This is a genomic window from Devosia sp. Leaf420 (genome assembly GCF_001425445.1).
Lineage (GTDB): Bacteria > Pseudomonadota > Alphaproteobacteria > Rhizobiales > Devosiaceae > Devosia.
Map to the genome: position 1 here is coordinate 1 of NZ_LMQU01000006.1, position 15,074 is coordinate 15,074.

A 15,074-nucleotide genomic window follows, 5' to 3' on the forward strand; every position below is an offset into this window, starting at 1 on the left:
CAGCCCCCGCTGAAAACAGCCAGGGCACGGTTGGAACATGGGTCAAATCTCGATGGAAATAGTCCCGCCTAACGGGTCACTTCTCAGTGGCAATCAACATCATGATGATTCATTGAGCCGTTCGACTAGGATTTCCGAAGCTGGAACAGGAGCGCTGTGGGCACCATACGGGCTCCGGCGATCAAGGTCTAAAGAGTATCTCGGAATAGTTAGGAGTGCGCATGGCGAATCTGTCAGGGGCAAAATGGATCAGCCATCTGATCACCACCTGCGCAGCGGCTTGCTTCGCTGCTCTGTTGCCGTAGGGAAGATATCTGCCGATGATTGCTGCGACAGACCCGAAGCGCTGCGGTTCGTTTAACAGCACATCCAGGTCCTGGGCCCATGAGAAGGAAAGCAATGCCGCCCGAACGCGCTCGTTGAACACGCTTTCCCGGAGTTCTCCGGGCAGGCCCAGCTCCACCAGATCCTGAAGAGCAGGGTCGTGCGGCTTGGCGGACTGCCACCAGCATGGGTCGGAATAGAGCCGAAACAATCTGTCCGGAGAACGAAAGCCAGGCGTCCAGATGCCTTTCTCGACGGCCTCGTCTGCGGGTTCGGAATCCGGCTGCACCATCGTGGGCATCGTCTGTCTCAGATCGGCCGCTGCGGCCTCCACCTCTGCTGCCTCTCGAAGAGTTGCAAGACGAGCCCTGCTTCTCAATGTCAGCAGGAAAGGAGCTATGGCGCCGCCATCCTCGACTGCCGTCATGATCTCGAGGTTCGGGTGACGCGAGCGGCCCAGCCCCGCAGCAGTCAAGTTCGCGGACCCCACAAGAGCGCGCTGGCCATCTGCAACAACAGCCTTGGCGTGAAGATCGTCCACGAGCCAGACCGTCCCTCCTCTCTCTTCGACGACATCGAGAACACGGGTGTCCGTGACACCGGCTGCGACATCCTCTACCCTCCATCTCGTGTACAACTGAGGGGTCACGCCTTCAGGAACCGATCTCAACAGGCCGGCGACGATGGCGATCTTGGCGAACGGTGCCACCAGCACCAAAGAGCGCTCGGCCGATTCCGCCAATGTCTCCACGTGGTCGCCAAGATCGCGCCAGAGCATTCCTACTCTTCCGCCTCCTTGATGAAGTCCCTGGCGATGCGACCCCATTCGCCTCGGAAATCCTCCAGCGCGGTCTTCTGATCTCCTCCGGCCTCGTCCTCCATGCGGGCCCAGGCGGTCAGCAGCAATTTCAGGCCTTGCAAGGCAGGACTTTCGGGAGACTCGCTCTGCTCGTCCCTGAGCAGTTCGAAGAGGTGCTCGTGCGCGGGATGCCGGGTATTGATCGTGACGATGATCACGCCCGCTTTCGATGTGACGTCGAATACGGCAGCGCCCGGGAAGTCGGCATGTCGGAAGAGGAACTTTATGTTGCGCTTCACATAGTCGACCGCAATCGCCTTGGCACGTTCGCGGTCGACGCCCTCCTGCTCTATCTCGCTCGTCAGCGTCTGCGTGCGCTGTTCCTCGGGCTGCTTCTCCCCCTCGTCGCTCGCACCCTTGTTGCCGAGCTTCTCCTGCCTGCGCCTTAGGGCGCGCGTGGCGATGCTCTCGGCCGAAACGTCGTTCGACGTGCGTTCTCGATCTGTGCGCTCGCCCTCTTTGAGCCGCCTGATCTGCGCTCTCATGACACTGAGCAGCTTGTCGATCACCTGGCTGACTTGGTACATGACGAGCCTTGGGTCCTTGTCCAGTTCCAGCATCTGCCTGAAATCCACCAGGCTCATGCCTTCGGCTGCCGCGTCCTCCTCGATGACCATGCGATGGAAGCCGGTCGCGGATTGCTTGTTGTTGGTCACGCCGAAGAGGTCGTCGAGCGCCGGTTGGAAATTGACCTCTATGCCCCACCAGCGCTCGCGAGGATCGTAGGTGTTCTCGAACGTCATGTTCATCTCGAGCTCTCGCTCGGCCCGGACGACCGAAACGCCGAGATTCTTCTTCGCCACCTGTCCTATGGGCGCGGCGCCACCGAGCTTGCGCACCTCGGGCTTGCAGATCGAAGCGCGGATGCGAATGGTGTGCTCCGCCCCACCGAAGCCAACGGTGAGGTCCTCCTCACCGAAGAGCTCGAACGCAGGTGCGTCGTCGTACGGCTTCGGCGACAGCGTCCCTTTCATCAGGAACATCGGATCGTTCGGCCGCAGCAATCTGTCCGTATCGCTGCGGTACTTCCCTGCGGAGTGCTCGTACGAGGCCAGACGAATGCTCGCTCGGCCATCGGCCAAGAAGTACCTGTGCACGCGCCCGATGATGAATTCCGTATTGCGCAGTAGCGCCGAGCTCTGCTTCCACTTCATAAGATCCAAGGTGGACCAGACCACCAGCGTCCCGCTGCTGCCGATCTTGTCGCTGATGAGCTCGACCCATTCCGAAGGGATCGTTGCGGGGGACGGATCGGGGATCTCGACCAAGGTCTGGGCTTCGACTTCGTCGATGTCGAGGTAGGTATGATAGGTCGTGCCCTCCTGCCAAGAGTAGACGTCCACGCGACGGCACTGGGAGATCGACGAATTCGGCAGGCCCATTCCGAACTTGCCGATACCCTTCTGGTTCGCGGCATCCTTGTGGGATCCTACGCCGAACTGCAGCGCCGAACGCAATTGCTCGGGGGTCATTCCGGCGGCGTTGTCATAGACGGCAACGCGGTTGATCCTGCGCCTGCCGCCGGTTTCATGACCGGACTTGTCGACGCAGATCAGCTCCACCGTGATCGGGCGATCGAGACCTTCTCCGGCCTGAATGGAGTTGTCGATGAGCTCGGCCACGGCGTAGGCGCTGTCCTTGTACCCGGAGCTGCGCATCGAATCGATGGATAGGTGCTGAGGTATGATTGCAAAGTCAGCCATTGTGTTCGTCTTCCCAGATGTCGTCCCAGAATTGAAAGCCTTCGACGAGGCTGGCGAAGCCCGGAACCCTGTCGACCACTGTGAGAATGCGGCATTCTTCATTGCCGCCTGCTGCCGAACCGCGCGCTGCTCGGCCTATCATCTGGCTGTACAGGACCACCGATGTCGTGGGGCGGGCAATCACCGCAACGTTGGTTCGGGGCGCGTCGAAGCCAGTCGTGAGCACCCCATAGTTGCAGAGCACATCGATGCCCGCGCGATCCTTGTACCGCTGAATGGTCTGTCGGCGCTGTTCCGCGGGAGTGCTGCCGGTCACGGAGGCCGCCGCAACGCCCATGAAGGCGAGCACGGAAGCCAACATGTTGGCATGATCGACGGAGAGCGCGAACAGGATAACGCTTCCGCCCGCTTCCACTTCCCGTTTCACGACGTCCACGATCATCAGATTTCGCGCTTCGTCGTCGGCAAGTTCGGCAATGACACGGGCCGGCAGGTCAAAACCCTCCTGCAGCCGTTTCAGTTCGCTGGCGGACAGTTCGACATCGGCCTGCCCGAAAGGCAGTTGCACGAATTCCATTCGAGCAAGATAGCCCTGCTCGGTGAGGTACTGGATCGCATCCCTATATCCGTCCACCTCGAGCTTGACCCTGTTTCCGCGGAAGAACTCCGCCAGGGCTATGTCGGCACCTACATCCTTGAGCGATCGCCCTGGGGTGGCGGAAAGCCCCAGGACGCCTGCATCCTTGCGTCGTTGCAGCAAGTCGATGAGGTGGGAATATGTGGGAGCGGTCGCCTGATGGGCCTCGTCCATCACTATCAGCCGTACGCGACGCGCAAGGGCCAGGAATTCGCTCTGTCGACTGGCGCTTTGCTGGTAGAGCAGCGATAGCCCTGCAACGATTATGCCGTCGTCGACGGTGGACAGATCGGGGATCCGATGGCTTCCATAGTGACGATGCACGCGCAACGGCCGCGAACCGAGGTACGACCAGGCCTTGACGAACTCTTCGAAGGCTTGGTCGCAGAGCTCCTCCGAATGCGCCAACCAGACGACGACCTCGCCGTCCTCGAGGCTCCTGAGCAGATCGACGATAGTGGTGACAGCAGTGCGCGTCTTGCCTGCACCTGTGGGCATGTGCAGCAGAACGCGCGCAAAATCGCCCGTCAGGATGCGCTGAACCGCTTGGGAGGCACGACGCTGGTGAGAGAAGAGCGTGTAAGGGCCTTGGGTCCTGATCGAGTCGGGAAGTTCCGCAACCTCCTCCTGTGCCACGATCGGTACTCCGAAGTGCGCGTGGAGGGTCTCCATCGCGACGACGGATCGGTCGAATTCGAATTCGAGCAACGACGCGTAGGGATCTTCGCTTTCGAGGCCAAGCAGACTGGCGAGCAGCTTTGCCTCAGGGACCCTGAGCGAGGTCAGCAGAGTTGATCTCAATCCCTTCTGCCGCAGCACCTCCGAACCGCCCAGGCGCCGAACGACGACTTCGGCGAGAGCGGAAGCGTTCAGCGCCTTGCTCTCGACCTTGGACAGAAGCTCGACCGCGTCCCTGCCGGCGAATGCCGTAAGTTCCTCTACGCCGGCTCGTGCCAGCGCCTCTACAAGATGCCTAGACACGCCGCCCCCCCCGTACCCGACGCGAATAGAGCAGAGAATGGATCGCCTTTGCAATCCATTAGAAACAGTTCAGCACTATAAATTCTTATGAGCCATAGAGGATTGCAATAAAGAACCTTCGTGTGGCATCGAGGTGAGCTGCATCTGTACGGCCTGGGACTGAGAAATACGCAGGATTCGGCAAGTTTCAGCTGAAGGCCACCGACGAACGAGAAAGAGTGGCGCCACGAGCGTCGCATATTGGGGGGATCATTGACCGACATTAGCAAGATATTCACCGCCACGCCGCGAAGCCTCGCGGACTTTCTCAGCACGAATGACCAAGGGTGCTTCATCCCGGCATATCAACGCGGTTATGCCTGGTCGTCCGACGATGTGAAACGGCTCTTCGAGGACACCGTCGATGGTCTGCATCGTCTTGTGGTCGACACGAAGTCATTGCGCTTTCTCGGAACCATCATTGCTATAGACGACAAATCTGTAGTGCCCGTGGAGGAACCGATGGACGTCGATCTTCCGAATGATGTGCTGACGATCATCGATGGTCAGCAGAGGCTCTGCACCCTAATCGCGGTAAACATCGTGCTGCACGACGCCATCAAGCAACGGCGCCTGAAAATTCCGGCGACACCTGAACACGATGCTTTTCTTCAGATCGTCGACGACTATCTTTTCGATCTCGCCAAAACTGTGAGATTCGAGGGTCGAACGAGCGGGACAATTTGGAGGAACTACCCCCGCGTCATCAGGGCCTTCGAAGATCAATGGTCCCGCAACAAGCAGCATGCTCGTTACAACTCGCCCATCGCGCGCCTCATCTGGCGATACATCGAACACCTGGAGGCTGACGACGGGACGCCGTTCGTCGGCCAAACTCCACAGGCGGGGACCAAGGACGACAATCAGACGGCGCTGGATAGAGCGGTCAGGTCCTCCATGGAAATGTTGGACAACATCGCAGAAGGAACCATAGACGCCTTCCAACTGCCCGATGTGGAACAGCTCATATCTGTCGAGTTGCAGGCGGCGGCTTTCTGGGCGGATAAATTCTCAAATCCCGTTGTGGACTTCGTCATGGGCAGCAGCGCTGCTCAACAGGTTTTGCGTCTGATGGCCTTCGGCAGATATCTGAACACGCGAATGGCGATCACCGTGGTGACGACTTTTACGGAAGACTATGCCTTTGACATGTTCGAAGCCTTGAACACGACGGGTCAACCCCTGACCGCCTTCGAAACCTTCCGCCCAAAAGTAATCGAGTTCGAAGGTCAAGCGAACTTTCAGCAATCCAAATCCGCTACGCATTTGGACCTCGTAGAAAACTATTTGAGCAAGTTCACCAAGGCGGATGAAAAGCTACGGGCCACTACTGCCATGCTCATTCCTTTTGCTCTGCTGCGCACGGGACGCCGCCTTGAAGGCCGTCTGAGCGCGCAAGGGCGTTATCTTAGGACCGCCTATGCAGCTCTGAATACGGACGAGGAAAAGCTCGAATTCACGGAATACTTGGGTATCACAGCTAAATTTCTGGGCTCGTCCTGGGCTCGGCCGGCAAAGGAGTCGGCCCTCGTTCTACCCGATGGTTCGGCCAGCAGCGATCCCGTGGCTGGGTTCTGCTTTGAGGCGCTCAGGTCGCTCCGCCATGACGTGGTCATCGCGCCGCTGGTCCGATTCTACGCTGCGGCGGCTAAGGGCGGGGACGAGCATTCGCGCTGCGAGTACGAGGGCGCCATCAAGGCCATTGCAGCATTCTCGATGATGTGGCGCGCCGCTCGGGGCGGAACCTCGAACATCGATGCCCAATATCGAGCAATCATGTTCGGTGGCCAAGGAGTGAAGAAACCGGCGTGCCTACGCCAACCGGACCACTCTTCCAATGTCGCGCCAACCCTATCCGAGCTTCAAGCCGCGCTCTGGGGCCTGCTCAGTCAGAAAAGAGTTGCTATCGGCACAAAGGATGCCTGGGTCACGAACACTTCGCAACGCGCCATATACGAGGAGAGCAACTCCGTCACCCGCTTCCTTCTTCTGGCTGCCAGCCATAACGCGGTTAGCGATGCAGCCGCTCCAGGACTGATAACTGGCGGCGGTCGCGGCAATCACAACCTCCTCACGCCCGCCGGCTGGTACGACGAAAGCACCTTCACGATCGAGCACATCGCTCCGCAAGGGGCTGGCATCGGCAACTGGCCTTCCGATCTGCTTGCAGACAGCCGTACACGGGATCAACTGGGAAATCTGCTCCTTCTGCCCAAGCTCGAGAACAACGAACTGGCCGACCACGACTGGTCGCACAAACGCGCACTGCTGGCGGTGTTTGCTGCAGAATCGGTGTCCGATGCGGATGCAGCGATCCTGGAGGCCGAGAAACTCGGCGTACCCATCGGAAAGGCCACTCGCAAGATTGCTCAGACGAGCGTTTCGCTGCCTCTTTGCAAGCCCGTTGTGAAGTACGATGGCGAGTGGGACGCCGCGTTCGTAGGTTCAAGGTCTCGTCGTATAGCCGAGCTGGCATGGAGCACCATGACGCCTTGGCTGGGACCCAAACCCACCTAGCAATTGCACGTAGCGCGTCGGCAATGCCGTGCGCGCTACGTAACCCAGTGCGTTATTTGTGGCAGGTGATGCAGACCTTGGCCTGACCATAGATCTCGTCAATGTCCAAGGGTTCGTCGTTCGACCTGAGGGGATTGACGATCCTCTTGGCAGCCAACCTGGCAACGCGCTTCTCATGGTCCGCCTTGATCTGCTCGACGCGCTCCGGAAGAGCGAGCTGATCGAGCGACTCGCCCTGCGTCCAAGTGAATGGCGACCCGTGGTCCACGGCATTCTTCTCGTACATCTTGGCCTCGGCAAAGCTCTCCGGATGCCGTTCCATGAGCCGAACCCACTCTATCTTCTGCTGGAAGAAGCAGAAGGTGCAGCCGGAGCGGGAGCGCCAGGCGTAGTAGTCCGGCAAGCCGAGACCGCTGGCATTCAAAATGTCGATGACCCCGGCCTTATCGATGCCCGCCTCTCGGAAGGGCAGGCTCACCGACAGGTTGGGATGGGTTGAGGCGTATCCTTCTCGATAGTCCTCGTCCGAACGTATCGCGACGTAGCTCACGATTTCGTCGCCTTGGTCCAATGCAGGCCATAGCCACTGCTCGAAGGGGCGGATCTTGAGCTGACGCGTGCACCACCGCGTCTTGGGGCTGGGCAGGAACGAATTGTACTGCTTGAGCCAGAAGTCGAAGTCGCGATCGGGATTGAGCCGCTCGATCGGCCTGCCCAGAAAACCCTCGAGCCTGCCCAGGTACTCGTAGACCTCAGGCAACTCCTTGCCGGTATCGGTGAAGAAATACTCCAGTTCGATCTCGGGGTTGGCCTGGGCCATATGGACCGCGAGAGCAGCGCTGTCGCGGCCGCCCGAGAGACCTAGAACGTGACGCTTCCTGCTCATGCTGCACCTCCAGAGCGCTTCGCGGCTCCGTTGCTGTTCTCGCCCTCGGCCTCCAGGGCCGATGCGAACGAGATTCCAAGTTCCATCAATGCGGCGAGCACGACCTGCGGCGGAGTTCGAGCATCGATGCTGGCCCGCAGCTCTTCTGCCAGAACGGTGCCGCGTCGACGGCTAACCTCGTCTATCGAGAAATCGGGGGCCGCAATGGCCGGGCGGCCGGGGTCGGATATGTAGAGGGCCATTCGGACACGCCCGTTGGGGCGACCCTTGACGTGCGCCAGCCCTTCGGCCCGAAGAAATTCCTGCGCCAAGGCTGCCAGCTCCATTCGAGCCGCATCCATGTCCCTGTCGACCCAATCTCGCGGAGGCTTGTTCGCAGCGAGACTGGCAAGTCCTTCGATCGACTCGCGATGGCCATCGAAATCGCGCAGACGAGTCGCGAATGCATCCAAACGATAGTTTCCGGTCAGACCCACGACCACCACCGCTCGATCGTGGAGACGCATCAATCCATCTGCCCCTGGCGCTGCGGCAAGCTCGGACAGCATCTCCTCGCCCAGCTTCGAGAGCATGGCATCGTAGGCACCTGCGATCTCGCGAAGGCCGGACTGCAGTTCGGCGACCACTTGGTCGTCCTGCATGTGCGCGAAGAGCCTTGGGATATCGTCGAGCATGAATTTGTTGGGATCGTGGGCAGCCACCGCAAGATCCCTGACCCGCATGGCCACCGGGCTGAGGCGTTGCGTCCGGCGCACCCAGGTCGGCGTCCTCGTGACGAGCGACACAAGACGACGGCTGACCGACAAAGGATCGACCTCTCCCGGAACAGCCTCGCCCAGAAGCTCGCCGGTGACGCCCGATATGCCATGCAGAATCCGTACATGGCGCTCGTCGATGTCTATGCGACGGATGCGGGCGCACGTCGGATCCTGGAGCAGTCGGTCGACGAACAGGTCGCCGATGGACGCGCAGAAGGCGCCGTCGAGATACACGCTGACGTCCTTCTGGCGCGACAAGGCGTATGCGAGCGCCAGGATCGGCAGCAGCCCGTCCTTGACCCCATATGGTCGCAGTCTCCATGCATCGTAGATGTCTGAGAAGAGGATGCCCTTTGGACCAGCTGCTTCGGCGAGCGCATCCGCCCTCTCCCAGAGTGCCGACAGTCCATGAGGCATGTCGGCGGGAGGGGTCACGAACTCGGAGACGCCCTCATGCTCGGCATGCAGGCCCGTCCGTGCCAAGAGGGAGACGTAGAGGCCTCTCTCCGGGGGATAGCCCTCGATTCCGAGGTTCGGTTCGTGTCTCGAATCGACCATCGCCACCATGAGCGCCTTGGTGGCCGCCATGGCGTTCGACGAGGGTTTGGTCCTGTTGACCAGTTCGTTGGACAACCTCGGCGCTTTCGGAAACAGGGCATCCGCCAATGCAGAAGCCAACATGCTGAGGCGTGCAGCGCCTTCGATGGGACCGAAGTCGAGCGCAGCTGCATCGAGCTCGGGCACCTCCCACGAAGTGGCGGCCAGGCTTGCGCGCAGTCGCTCCTCGAGTTCCCCGCCGAGACGAGCGGCCCTGCTCGCGATCTCGCGACGCGCCACCTGATCGCCTTTGAGCTCCGGGCGGTCCGACTGCACGGTCTCCACGGCAATGAGCTCCATGCTTATCTCTCGCAGCATGTAGCTGTCCGCGGAAAGACCGATGGCGATGGGCCTATCTCCGATCTGGTGCTTCAGGGATTCCACCCGACGATGAAGCGTTCTGGCATTGAAGCCGGAATCGTTGATCAGCAGGAGGAAAAGTCCAACCGCGCCCGTGTCGCCCTTGAATCTCTCCACCCTCTGCCCGGCGTCTTCCAGGGAGACGACGTCCACATCGAACCACCGCATCGATCCGGTCAGATGATAATGGCGCTTGGCGAGGATAGGAGCGAAGACGCCTGTGCTTCGCAGCCTGGAGTAGTCGCACCCCACGACGCCCGAATGCGCGTCGCGGATGGCTCCCTCGATGTCGAAATCGGATCCTGCGAAGAGCGTGTAGCCGCCGAGATGTCGACGATGCACGACCACAGACCAGCCCGACAGGATTTCGAGATCGGATACGATACGGGCCAAGGGGATGTCAGGAAGAGCAGCGGCCAATATTTCCGGAGACGCAATAAGACCCGTTCGTTCTCTGAACATGTCGATGAGAGCGACTGCCGTGACCAGCCGCATCTGGTCGTCCGAGGCTGCACGCGCCTCGGATCGCTCCACAGCATCGATCGCAAGCGACCACCGATGGCCATCTGGAGAGGCGAGGATCGAAGGCTCGAGGTTGGCCCGCAGGTAGCGCCACAACCAGTCGGCGTCGTAGAGCCGTTGGCTCTCCTCCGTCGTCGAGCGCAGGAAATCTTGGAAACCCGCAGGCTCGGACGAGGCCAGGAAGCCGAAGAGACTGCGCTGGTTCTGGCCGAAACGACGACGCGACAGAGGGCCGAGAAGGCACGCCACCACCGGATCGATCGGCCAACAGGCAGAGAGCGTCTGCGCCACTGCCTCGGCATCGGCATCGTTGCTGCGGATCGACGAGGCAACCGCGGAAGCCGCACGATCCACCTTCCGAGCGGGCGCACTTATCGCCGCTGCGAGCAAGCCGAGCTGCTCGTCCGGTGCTGGGCTGAGGGGGACATCCACGAACCGACCTTGGATCTTCAGCCAATCGTCGCGGGTCTCTCGCGCCAATCGATAGGCGTAGTCGTCGAATGCTTGATGCAGTATCCCGACGACGACCAGTTTTCCCGCCGAACGCGATGCTGCCTCCGCGAGCTCTTGGAAGATGAACGCATCTCCCCCGCCTGCGGCCGAATGCTCGAGGAGCTTTCCCATCTCATCGACGAGGAGGACGATGCCGCATGGACGGGCGGCAGCCGCCGCCAAGAGGCGCTCGACCGGATGATCTCCGGGCTCGATGCCTGCTGCATCGATCGCGGCATCGAGAACCTCTCGCGGATCCGCGCGACGCCCACCAATCGGAACCACCGTCCAGCCGGCCGCTCTCCACCTCATCCTCTTCTCGAAGCGTTCGACGACGTCGGGAGGCAAGGTTGACAGCGCCTGCTTGCGCGCTTTTCCTTGCGGCCCCAGTGCGGTGGCGAGCACCAGCGCAAGACTGGATTTGCCGCAACCGTACGCACCCGTCCAAGTGAACGCGCCATGCTCATGATCGGCGATGTGGTCGAGAGTCGTTCTCAACGCCTGCGCGGCAGTCGGAGTGCAGATGAAACCCTCCCCCGCTCCGAGACCAGCATCCGCATCGATGCGCACCGACCGACGAAAACGACGTTGCACCGAGACCAGGTCTGAGAGCATAATCATGCCGCTTCCTCCGAAATCGCATAGTGATCCTCGAGAAGCCCCTCGAAATCGAGCGCCCCGATCGGCGAACGCGCCGTGACCTGCCGCAGCCCGGTGCTCTCGTCCCATCCAAGCACCTTGTTGGTGACGAGATCGATGCGCTCAAGGCGCTCCACGATGCTGTCCTCGTCCAATCCGAACGACCGCCCGGGCGACCCAGGCTCGTGAGACACCGTCTCGACCGACAACGATCCACGCGACGGATAGTGCGTCTGCCAGAAATCGATCAGGGCGAACGCGAAGACGAAGTCGGGCAAAGAGGGCTTCGGACCTCGGCGGAACTGCACGGCCCCAACGCCCGCGAGCGTTCCCATCAATCCCAGCTCGGCGAACGGACACTCCAAGCCATCCTCCGCGAGCCCCTTGCCGTTGGAGCGCGCCACGTACGTCCTGATCAAGCAGTCCACGTCTCGCTCGACGGTCGCGGACGTGATCCGGCTCCCTGCAAGCACGCCAGCGCCCCGCAGATCATCCAGACGAGCCATCAGCTTGCTCGCGAGGGACTCGCGGCTGAAGATACCATCGTTGAATTCATTGAAGGCGTAGTACCAGGCAGTTGCGCGCCCAGGGCCGGAGACGAGCTTCCAATGCAGCGCCCAGAGCGAGCCCGGACGCTCCAGGAAGGGATCGCCAGCGCCAAAGATCGTTCGACCCAAGCGCGTCGGCAGGAAATCCACGATCTTGCCCCTGACCACGTTCGCCTCGACGACGCCGCAGGCCAACGCCCAGTGGCGCATGGACGCCACCATGTTCTTGCCGACACCGAAGCCCGAGATTGCGACCTCCGGCGAGAAGACACGCCGGCGCTCATCCTCATTCACAGCCAAGTCTATGGCATCAAAAGTTTTTTTCAGCCATCCGTACCGGCAGGGGAAGGTTTCATGGCCGGCGAACTGAACCTTTGAACCGGCCCGATCGAGCATGCTTCTCATCTTACCCCCAACTGGACAAAATCTCCAGTAGAAGGTACTAGTGAGTGATAGGGCGGTCAACTGGTGAACGTCGCCAGTGGTAGATGAACGAGTCGCTTATGCTTGTCTATTTGGATCATCAGGCCTCCACCCCGATGTCGCAGGCTGCTCTGAATGCAATGATGCCGTATCTTCACGCATCTCAGGGCAACCCTCACTCGGACGATCACGCAGCGGGATGGGAAGCGGCTCGTGCCATCGAGCTCGCCCGAGGAGATATTGCGCGGGCGATCGGCGCCGATGCCCATGAGATCGTCTTCACATCGGGAGCCACGGAAGCGAACAATATCGCGGTTCTGGGCTTCGTTGCTGGACGCTCGACGAAAGCAAGGATCTTGGTCAGCGCGATCGAGCACAAATCGGTACTGGCATCCGCAAGAGCGGCAGAACGGGCAGGTCACGAGGTCGTCGTGCTGCCCGTTGGACGGGATGGCACACTCGATCTCGACCTGTTGCAGATCGAACTGACGCGACCGACTGATCTCGTATCGGTGGGGGCCGCCAACAACGAGATCGGCACGGTTCAGAACATCTCCGAGATTGCCCGCATCGTTCGAAAGAACGGCGCTCTGCTGCATACCGACGCAACGCAGGCACTCGCATTCAATGGGGTCGATGTCGACGCTTGGGGCGCCGATTTCGTCAGCTTCTCTTCGCACAAGATGGGCGGCCCCAAAGGCATTGGCGCCTTGTACGTCTCAACCGGGGCCCGACCGCATTTGACGTCCCTGCATTTCGGCGGAGAGCAGGAGGACGGGCTCAGACCGGGAACAGTGCCGACATTCCTGACCGTTGGATTCGCAGCCGCCTGCCGAGACCTGCCCGATGTATCCAGAGTTGCGAAGTGGCGGGAAGTGACTAATGCGCTTCTGAACGGCTTGAAGAATCTGGGTACGGGAGTGACCTTGAATGGGTCCTCGACCGAGCGACACCCTGGCAATTTGAGCGTTGTCTTCGACGGAGTGGAGGCCGACCGGCTTCTTGCGCTGCTTCAGCCCCGTTTGGCGGCATCGCGCGGATCTGCCTGTTCGTCAGGAATGCCCGAACCCAGCCATGTGCTCGCGGCGATCGGCATGAGCCCTGCCGCAATGTCGAGCACCGTTCGTTTCAGCACAGCCCCACAGACCACTTATGCCGATGTGGAGCACGCTCTTGTCCTGCTGCGAAACTCGCTCCCGCGAACAAAAGACAACTGACCACGGCGCTGTCGATTCGTCTCCTCTACGGACCCCTCATCGACCGAGCGTCATCCGGGTCGCCTCTTCCATGATCTCGAGGTCGGAAGCATCGTCAGGCATAGCATTGGCGTCCAATCGCGATGCGACCTGCTTTGCTGCAGCTATGAAGCGGGGGCGAGTGAGATAGTCCATCATCTCCCTCTTGAGGTCGAGGAACAGGGCGTCGTCGCTCGACCTGAGGGCCAATAACGTGTCCCTGAGCTCACTGGGCATCTCGGAGAAAACGATCAGGGCGTCACGGATGACCGTCGACATGGAACGGCTCTCGATTTCGGCAATGGCTTTTGCGCGATCGGCCAGTGCATCGTCCAGGTCGAAGGTCAGGGTCGCAGTCATTGCACACGTCCTGCATGATGGAGGCTCGATATATAACCGGATCGCACGGAGAAAAAGGCGAGCAGAAAGTTGACGCCCTTTTCCGTAGAACCGCGTCCATTCACGTCGGCAAGCCATGTTTGGCAACGTCGGCCTCATCGGCAAGCAACGTTCGATGTCGCAGTTGACGTCGATATCGTTCGAGCACCGATCGATCAGGCCGTAGACCCCTGACAGCGATGCACCGCCCCTCAATGATTAATGGTAAGTGTACCGGCCGGAATCTAGCGCCCTCAAAACCCAAGGCAGTCACAGATGTTTAAGCCAAAGCATCTAAAGAACCGAATATCTCCGAACCGCAAGAACCGAGGCAACCATGGTCGATCCTCTGAAAAAGTGGATGGGTGCTTATCATGGAAAGACTGGCATCGAGTTCGAGCAGTCCTATTTTCTGTTCCAGACCATCAAGCTTTGCGCCGCAGCCACGACCTCGGAGGCATTTATGGCGGCGAGGGTGCTCTGGCATCATGCCGCCCACGTCGACGACATGCGGGTAGACGTGCCTGGGGTATCAACTTACTCGCAATTGAAGCAAGGTGTGCTTATCGATTGGAGCAGTGTCCTGGATGACTTCGAAAGGGAAAGACGGGAATGGTCGAGCGACGACGTCCTTGCCCTTGAACTCGTCAACAACGACGCTGGACACTCCGCTGATCTGCGCGCGACCGGCCCTCAAGACGTGAAGGTCACGTACCATCCGCCTGGTGGGTTCGGCGACGCCATCTCTGCGAGCGAAGAGTGGCGAGACGCGGTCGATAGATTGTTTCCCGGTTGCCATTCCGACGAAGTTCGCTGCGCGAAGATCGGGATTGTCCACGGCGCAACGGAGTATCTGGTGCAAGGAAGCAGAATTCGCGCGATCCTCGACTATCTTGCTCGTGTGGATGAGACGTCGGCGAGTTCGTTGACCCAAAGAGCAATCGCGGGAAGAGGATTTTACTTCGAGAATGGCTTGTTTCTTTCATTCTCCGGCAGCACCATCTCCTTCACGGCGCCCAACGGCAACACCGGCATCTTGCCTTTCAAAGTGGGTTCAGTGCTCTGGCGTCGGTTCCAGTGTTGATTGCCACTGAGAAGTGACCCGTTAGGCGGGACTATTTCCATCGAGATTTGACCCATGTTCCAACCGTGCCCTGGCTGTTTTCAGCGGGGGCT

Annotated in this window: 10 protein-coding genes; 3 read left to right on the forward strand and 7 right to left on the reverse strand. The window is 60.3% G+C overall.

Annotated elements, in window-relative coordinates:
- Positions 1-181 precede the first annotated feature (181 nt).
- From ASG47_RS04385 to ASG47_RS04395, 3 genes are read right to left on the reverse strand one after another with little or no spacing between them, the layout of a single operon-like run.
- The gene (locus tag ASG47_RS04385; RefSeq protein WP_061907538.1) at positions 182-1,102 is read right to left on the reverse strand and encodes a phospholipase D-like domain-containing protein; all 921 of its coding nucleotides are present in this window, start codon (positions 1,100-1,102) and stop codon (positions 182-184) included.
- A 2-nt stretch (positions 1,103-1,104) separates the two neighbouring features.
- Positions 1,105-2,886: an ATP-binding protein gene (locus tag ASG47_RS04390; RefSeq protein WP_061907539.1), complete on the reverse strand. Its 1,782-nt coding sequence runs from the start codon at positions 2,884-2,886 to the stop codon at positions 1,105-1,107.
- Entirely contained in the window at positions 2,879-4,504 is a 1,626-nt protein-coding gene (locus ASG47_RS04395) for a DEAD/DEAH box helicase (protein ID WP_061907540.1), read from the reverse strand. Before ASG47_RS04395 ends, ASG47_RS04390 begins: the two co-directional genes overlap by 8 nt.
- A 252-nt stretch (positions 4,505-4,756) precedes the next feature.
- Here ASG47_RS04395 and ASG47_RS04400 point away from each other — a divergent pair, with 252 nt between their 5' ends.
- Positions 4,757-7,060: a DUF262 domain-containing protein gene (locus tag ASG47_RS04400; RefSeq protein ID WP_156463988.1), complete on the forward strand. Its 2,304-nt coding sequence runs from the start codon at positions 4,757-4,759 to the stop codon at positions 7,058-7,060.
- A 52-nt stretch (positions 7,061-7,112) separates the two neighbouring features.
- On the opposite strand, the gene ASG47_RS04405 is transcribed toward ASG47_RS04400, so the two are convergent.
- From ASG47_RS04405 to ASG47_RS04415, 3 genes are read right to left on the reverse strand one after another with little or no spacing between them, the layout of a single operon-like run.
- Positions 7,113-7,946: a phosphoadenosine phosphosulfate reductase family protein gene (locus ASG47_RS04405; RefSeq protein ID WP_061907542.1), complete on the reverse strand. Its 834-nt coding sequence runs from the start codon at positions 7,944-7,946 to the stop codon at positions 7,113-7,115.
- Complete coding sequence (locus ASG47_RS04410; protein ID WP_061907543.1) at positions 7,943-11,296, reverse strand: hypothetical protein; 3,354 nt, start codon at positions 11,294-11,296, stop codon at positions 7,943-7,945. Before ASG47_RS04410 ends, ASG47_RS04405 begins: the two co-directional genes overlap by 4 nt.
- Positions 11,293-12,258 (reverse strand): DUF4007 family protein, encoded by a 966-nt coding sequence (locus ASG47_RS04415; RefSeq protein ID WP_061907544.1) that lies wholly within the window; start codon positions 12,256-12,258, stop codon positions 11,293-11,295. The genes ASG47_RS04410 and ASG47_RS04415 overlap by 4 nt, the downstream gene beginning before the upstream one ends.
- A gap of 107 nt (positions 12,259-12,365) precedes the next feature.
- Between ASG47_RS04415 and ASG47_RS04420 the strand changes: the two genes are divergently transcribed.
- A complete protein-coding gene (locus ASG47_RS04420) occupies positions 12,366-13,502 on the forward strand; it encodes a cysteine desulfurase family protein (RefSeq protein WP_162243216.1) in 1,137 nt (378 codons plus the stop codon).
- A 36-nt stretch (positions 13,503-13,538) separates the two neighbouring features.
- Here ASG47_RS04420 and ASG47_RS04425 read toward each other — a convergent pair whose 3' ends face one another.
- Positions 13,539-13,880, reverse strand: a complete 342-nt coding sequence (locus tag ASG47_RS04425; protein WP_061907546.1) for a hypothetical protein — start codon at positions 13,878-13,880, stop codon at positions 13,539-13,541.
- A 355-nt stretch (positions 13,881-14,235) separates the two neighbouring features.
- Here ASG47_RS04425 and ASG47_RS04430 point away from each other — a divergent pair, with 355 nt between their 5' ends.
- A complete protein-coding gene (locus tag ASG47_RS04430; protein ID WP_061907547.1) occupies positions 14,236-14,982 on the forward strand; it encodes a hypothetical protein in 747 nt (248 codons plus the stop codon).
- Positions 14,983-15,074: the final 92 nt, after the last annotated feature.

Bases quoted from the DNA above. Each gene is read 5' to 3' on its own strand.
- ASG47_RS04420 (WP_162243216.1), top strand. From the start codon at position 12,366: ATGCTTGTCTATTTGGATCATCAGGCCTCCACCCCGATGTCGCAGGCT.
- ASG47_RS04390 (WP_061907539.1), bottom strand. From the start codon at position 2,886: ATGGCTGACTTTGCAATCATACCTCAGCACCTATCCATCGATTCGATG.
- ASG47_RS04405 (WP_061907542.1), bottom strand. From the start codon at position 7,946: ATGAGCAGGAAGCGTCACGTTCTAGGTCTCTCGGGCGGCCGCGACAGC.
- ASG47_RS04430 (WP_061907547.1), top strand. From the start codon at position 14,236: ATGGTCGATCCTCTGAAAAAGTGGATGGGTGCTTATCATGGAAAGACT.
- ASG47_RS04415 (WP_061907544.1), bottom strand. From the start codon at position 12,258: ATGCTCGATCGGGCCGGTTCAAAGGTTCAGTTCGCCGGCCATGAAACC.
- ASG47_RS04410 (WP_061907543.1), bottom strand. From the start codon at position 11,296: ATGATTATGCTCTCAGACCTGGTCTCGGTGCAACGTCGTTTTCGTCGG.
- ASG47_RS04425 (WP_061907546.1), bottom strand. From the start codon at position 13,880: ATGACTGCGACCCTGACCTTCGACCTGGACGATGCACTGGCCGATCGC.
- ASG47_RS04385 (WP_061907538.1), bottom strand. From the start codon at position 1,102: ATGCTCTGGCGCGATCTTGGCGACCACGTGGAGACATTGGCGGAATCG.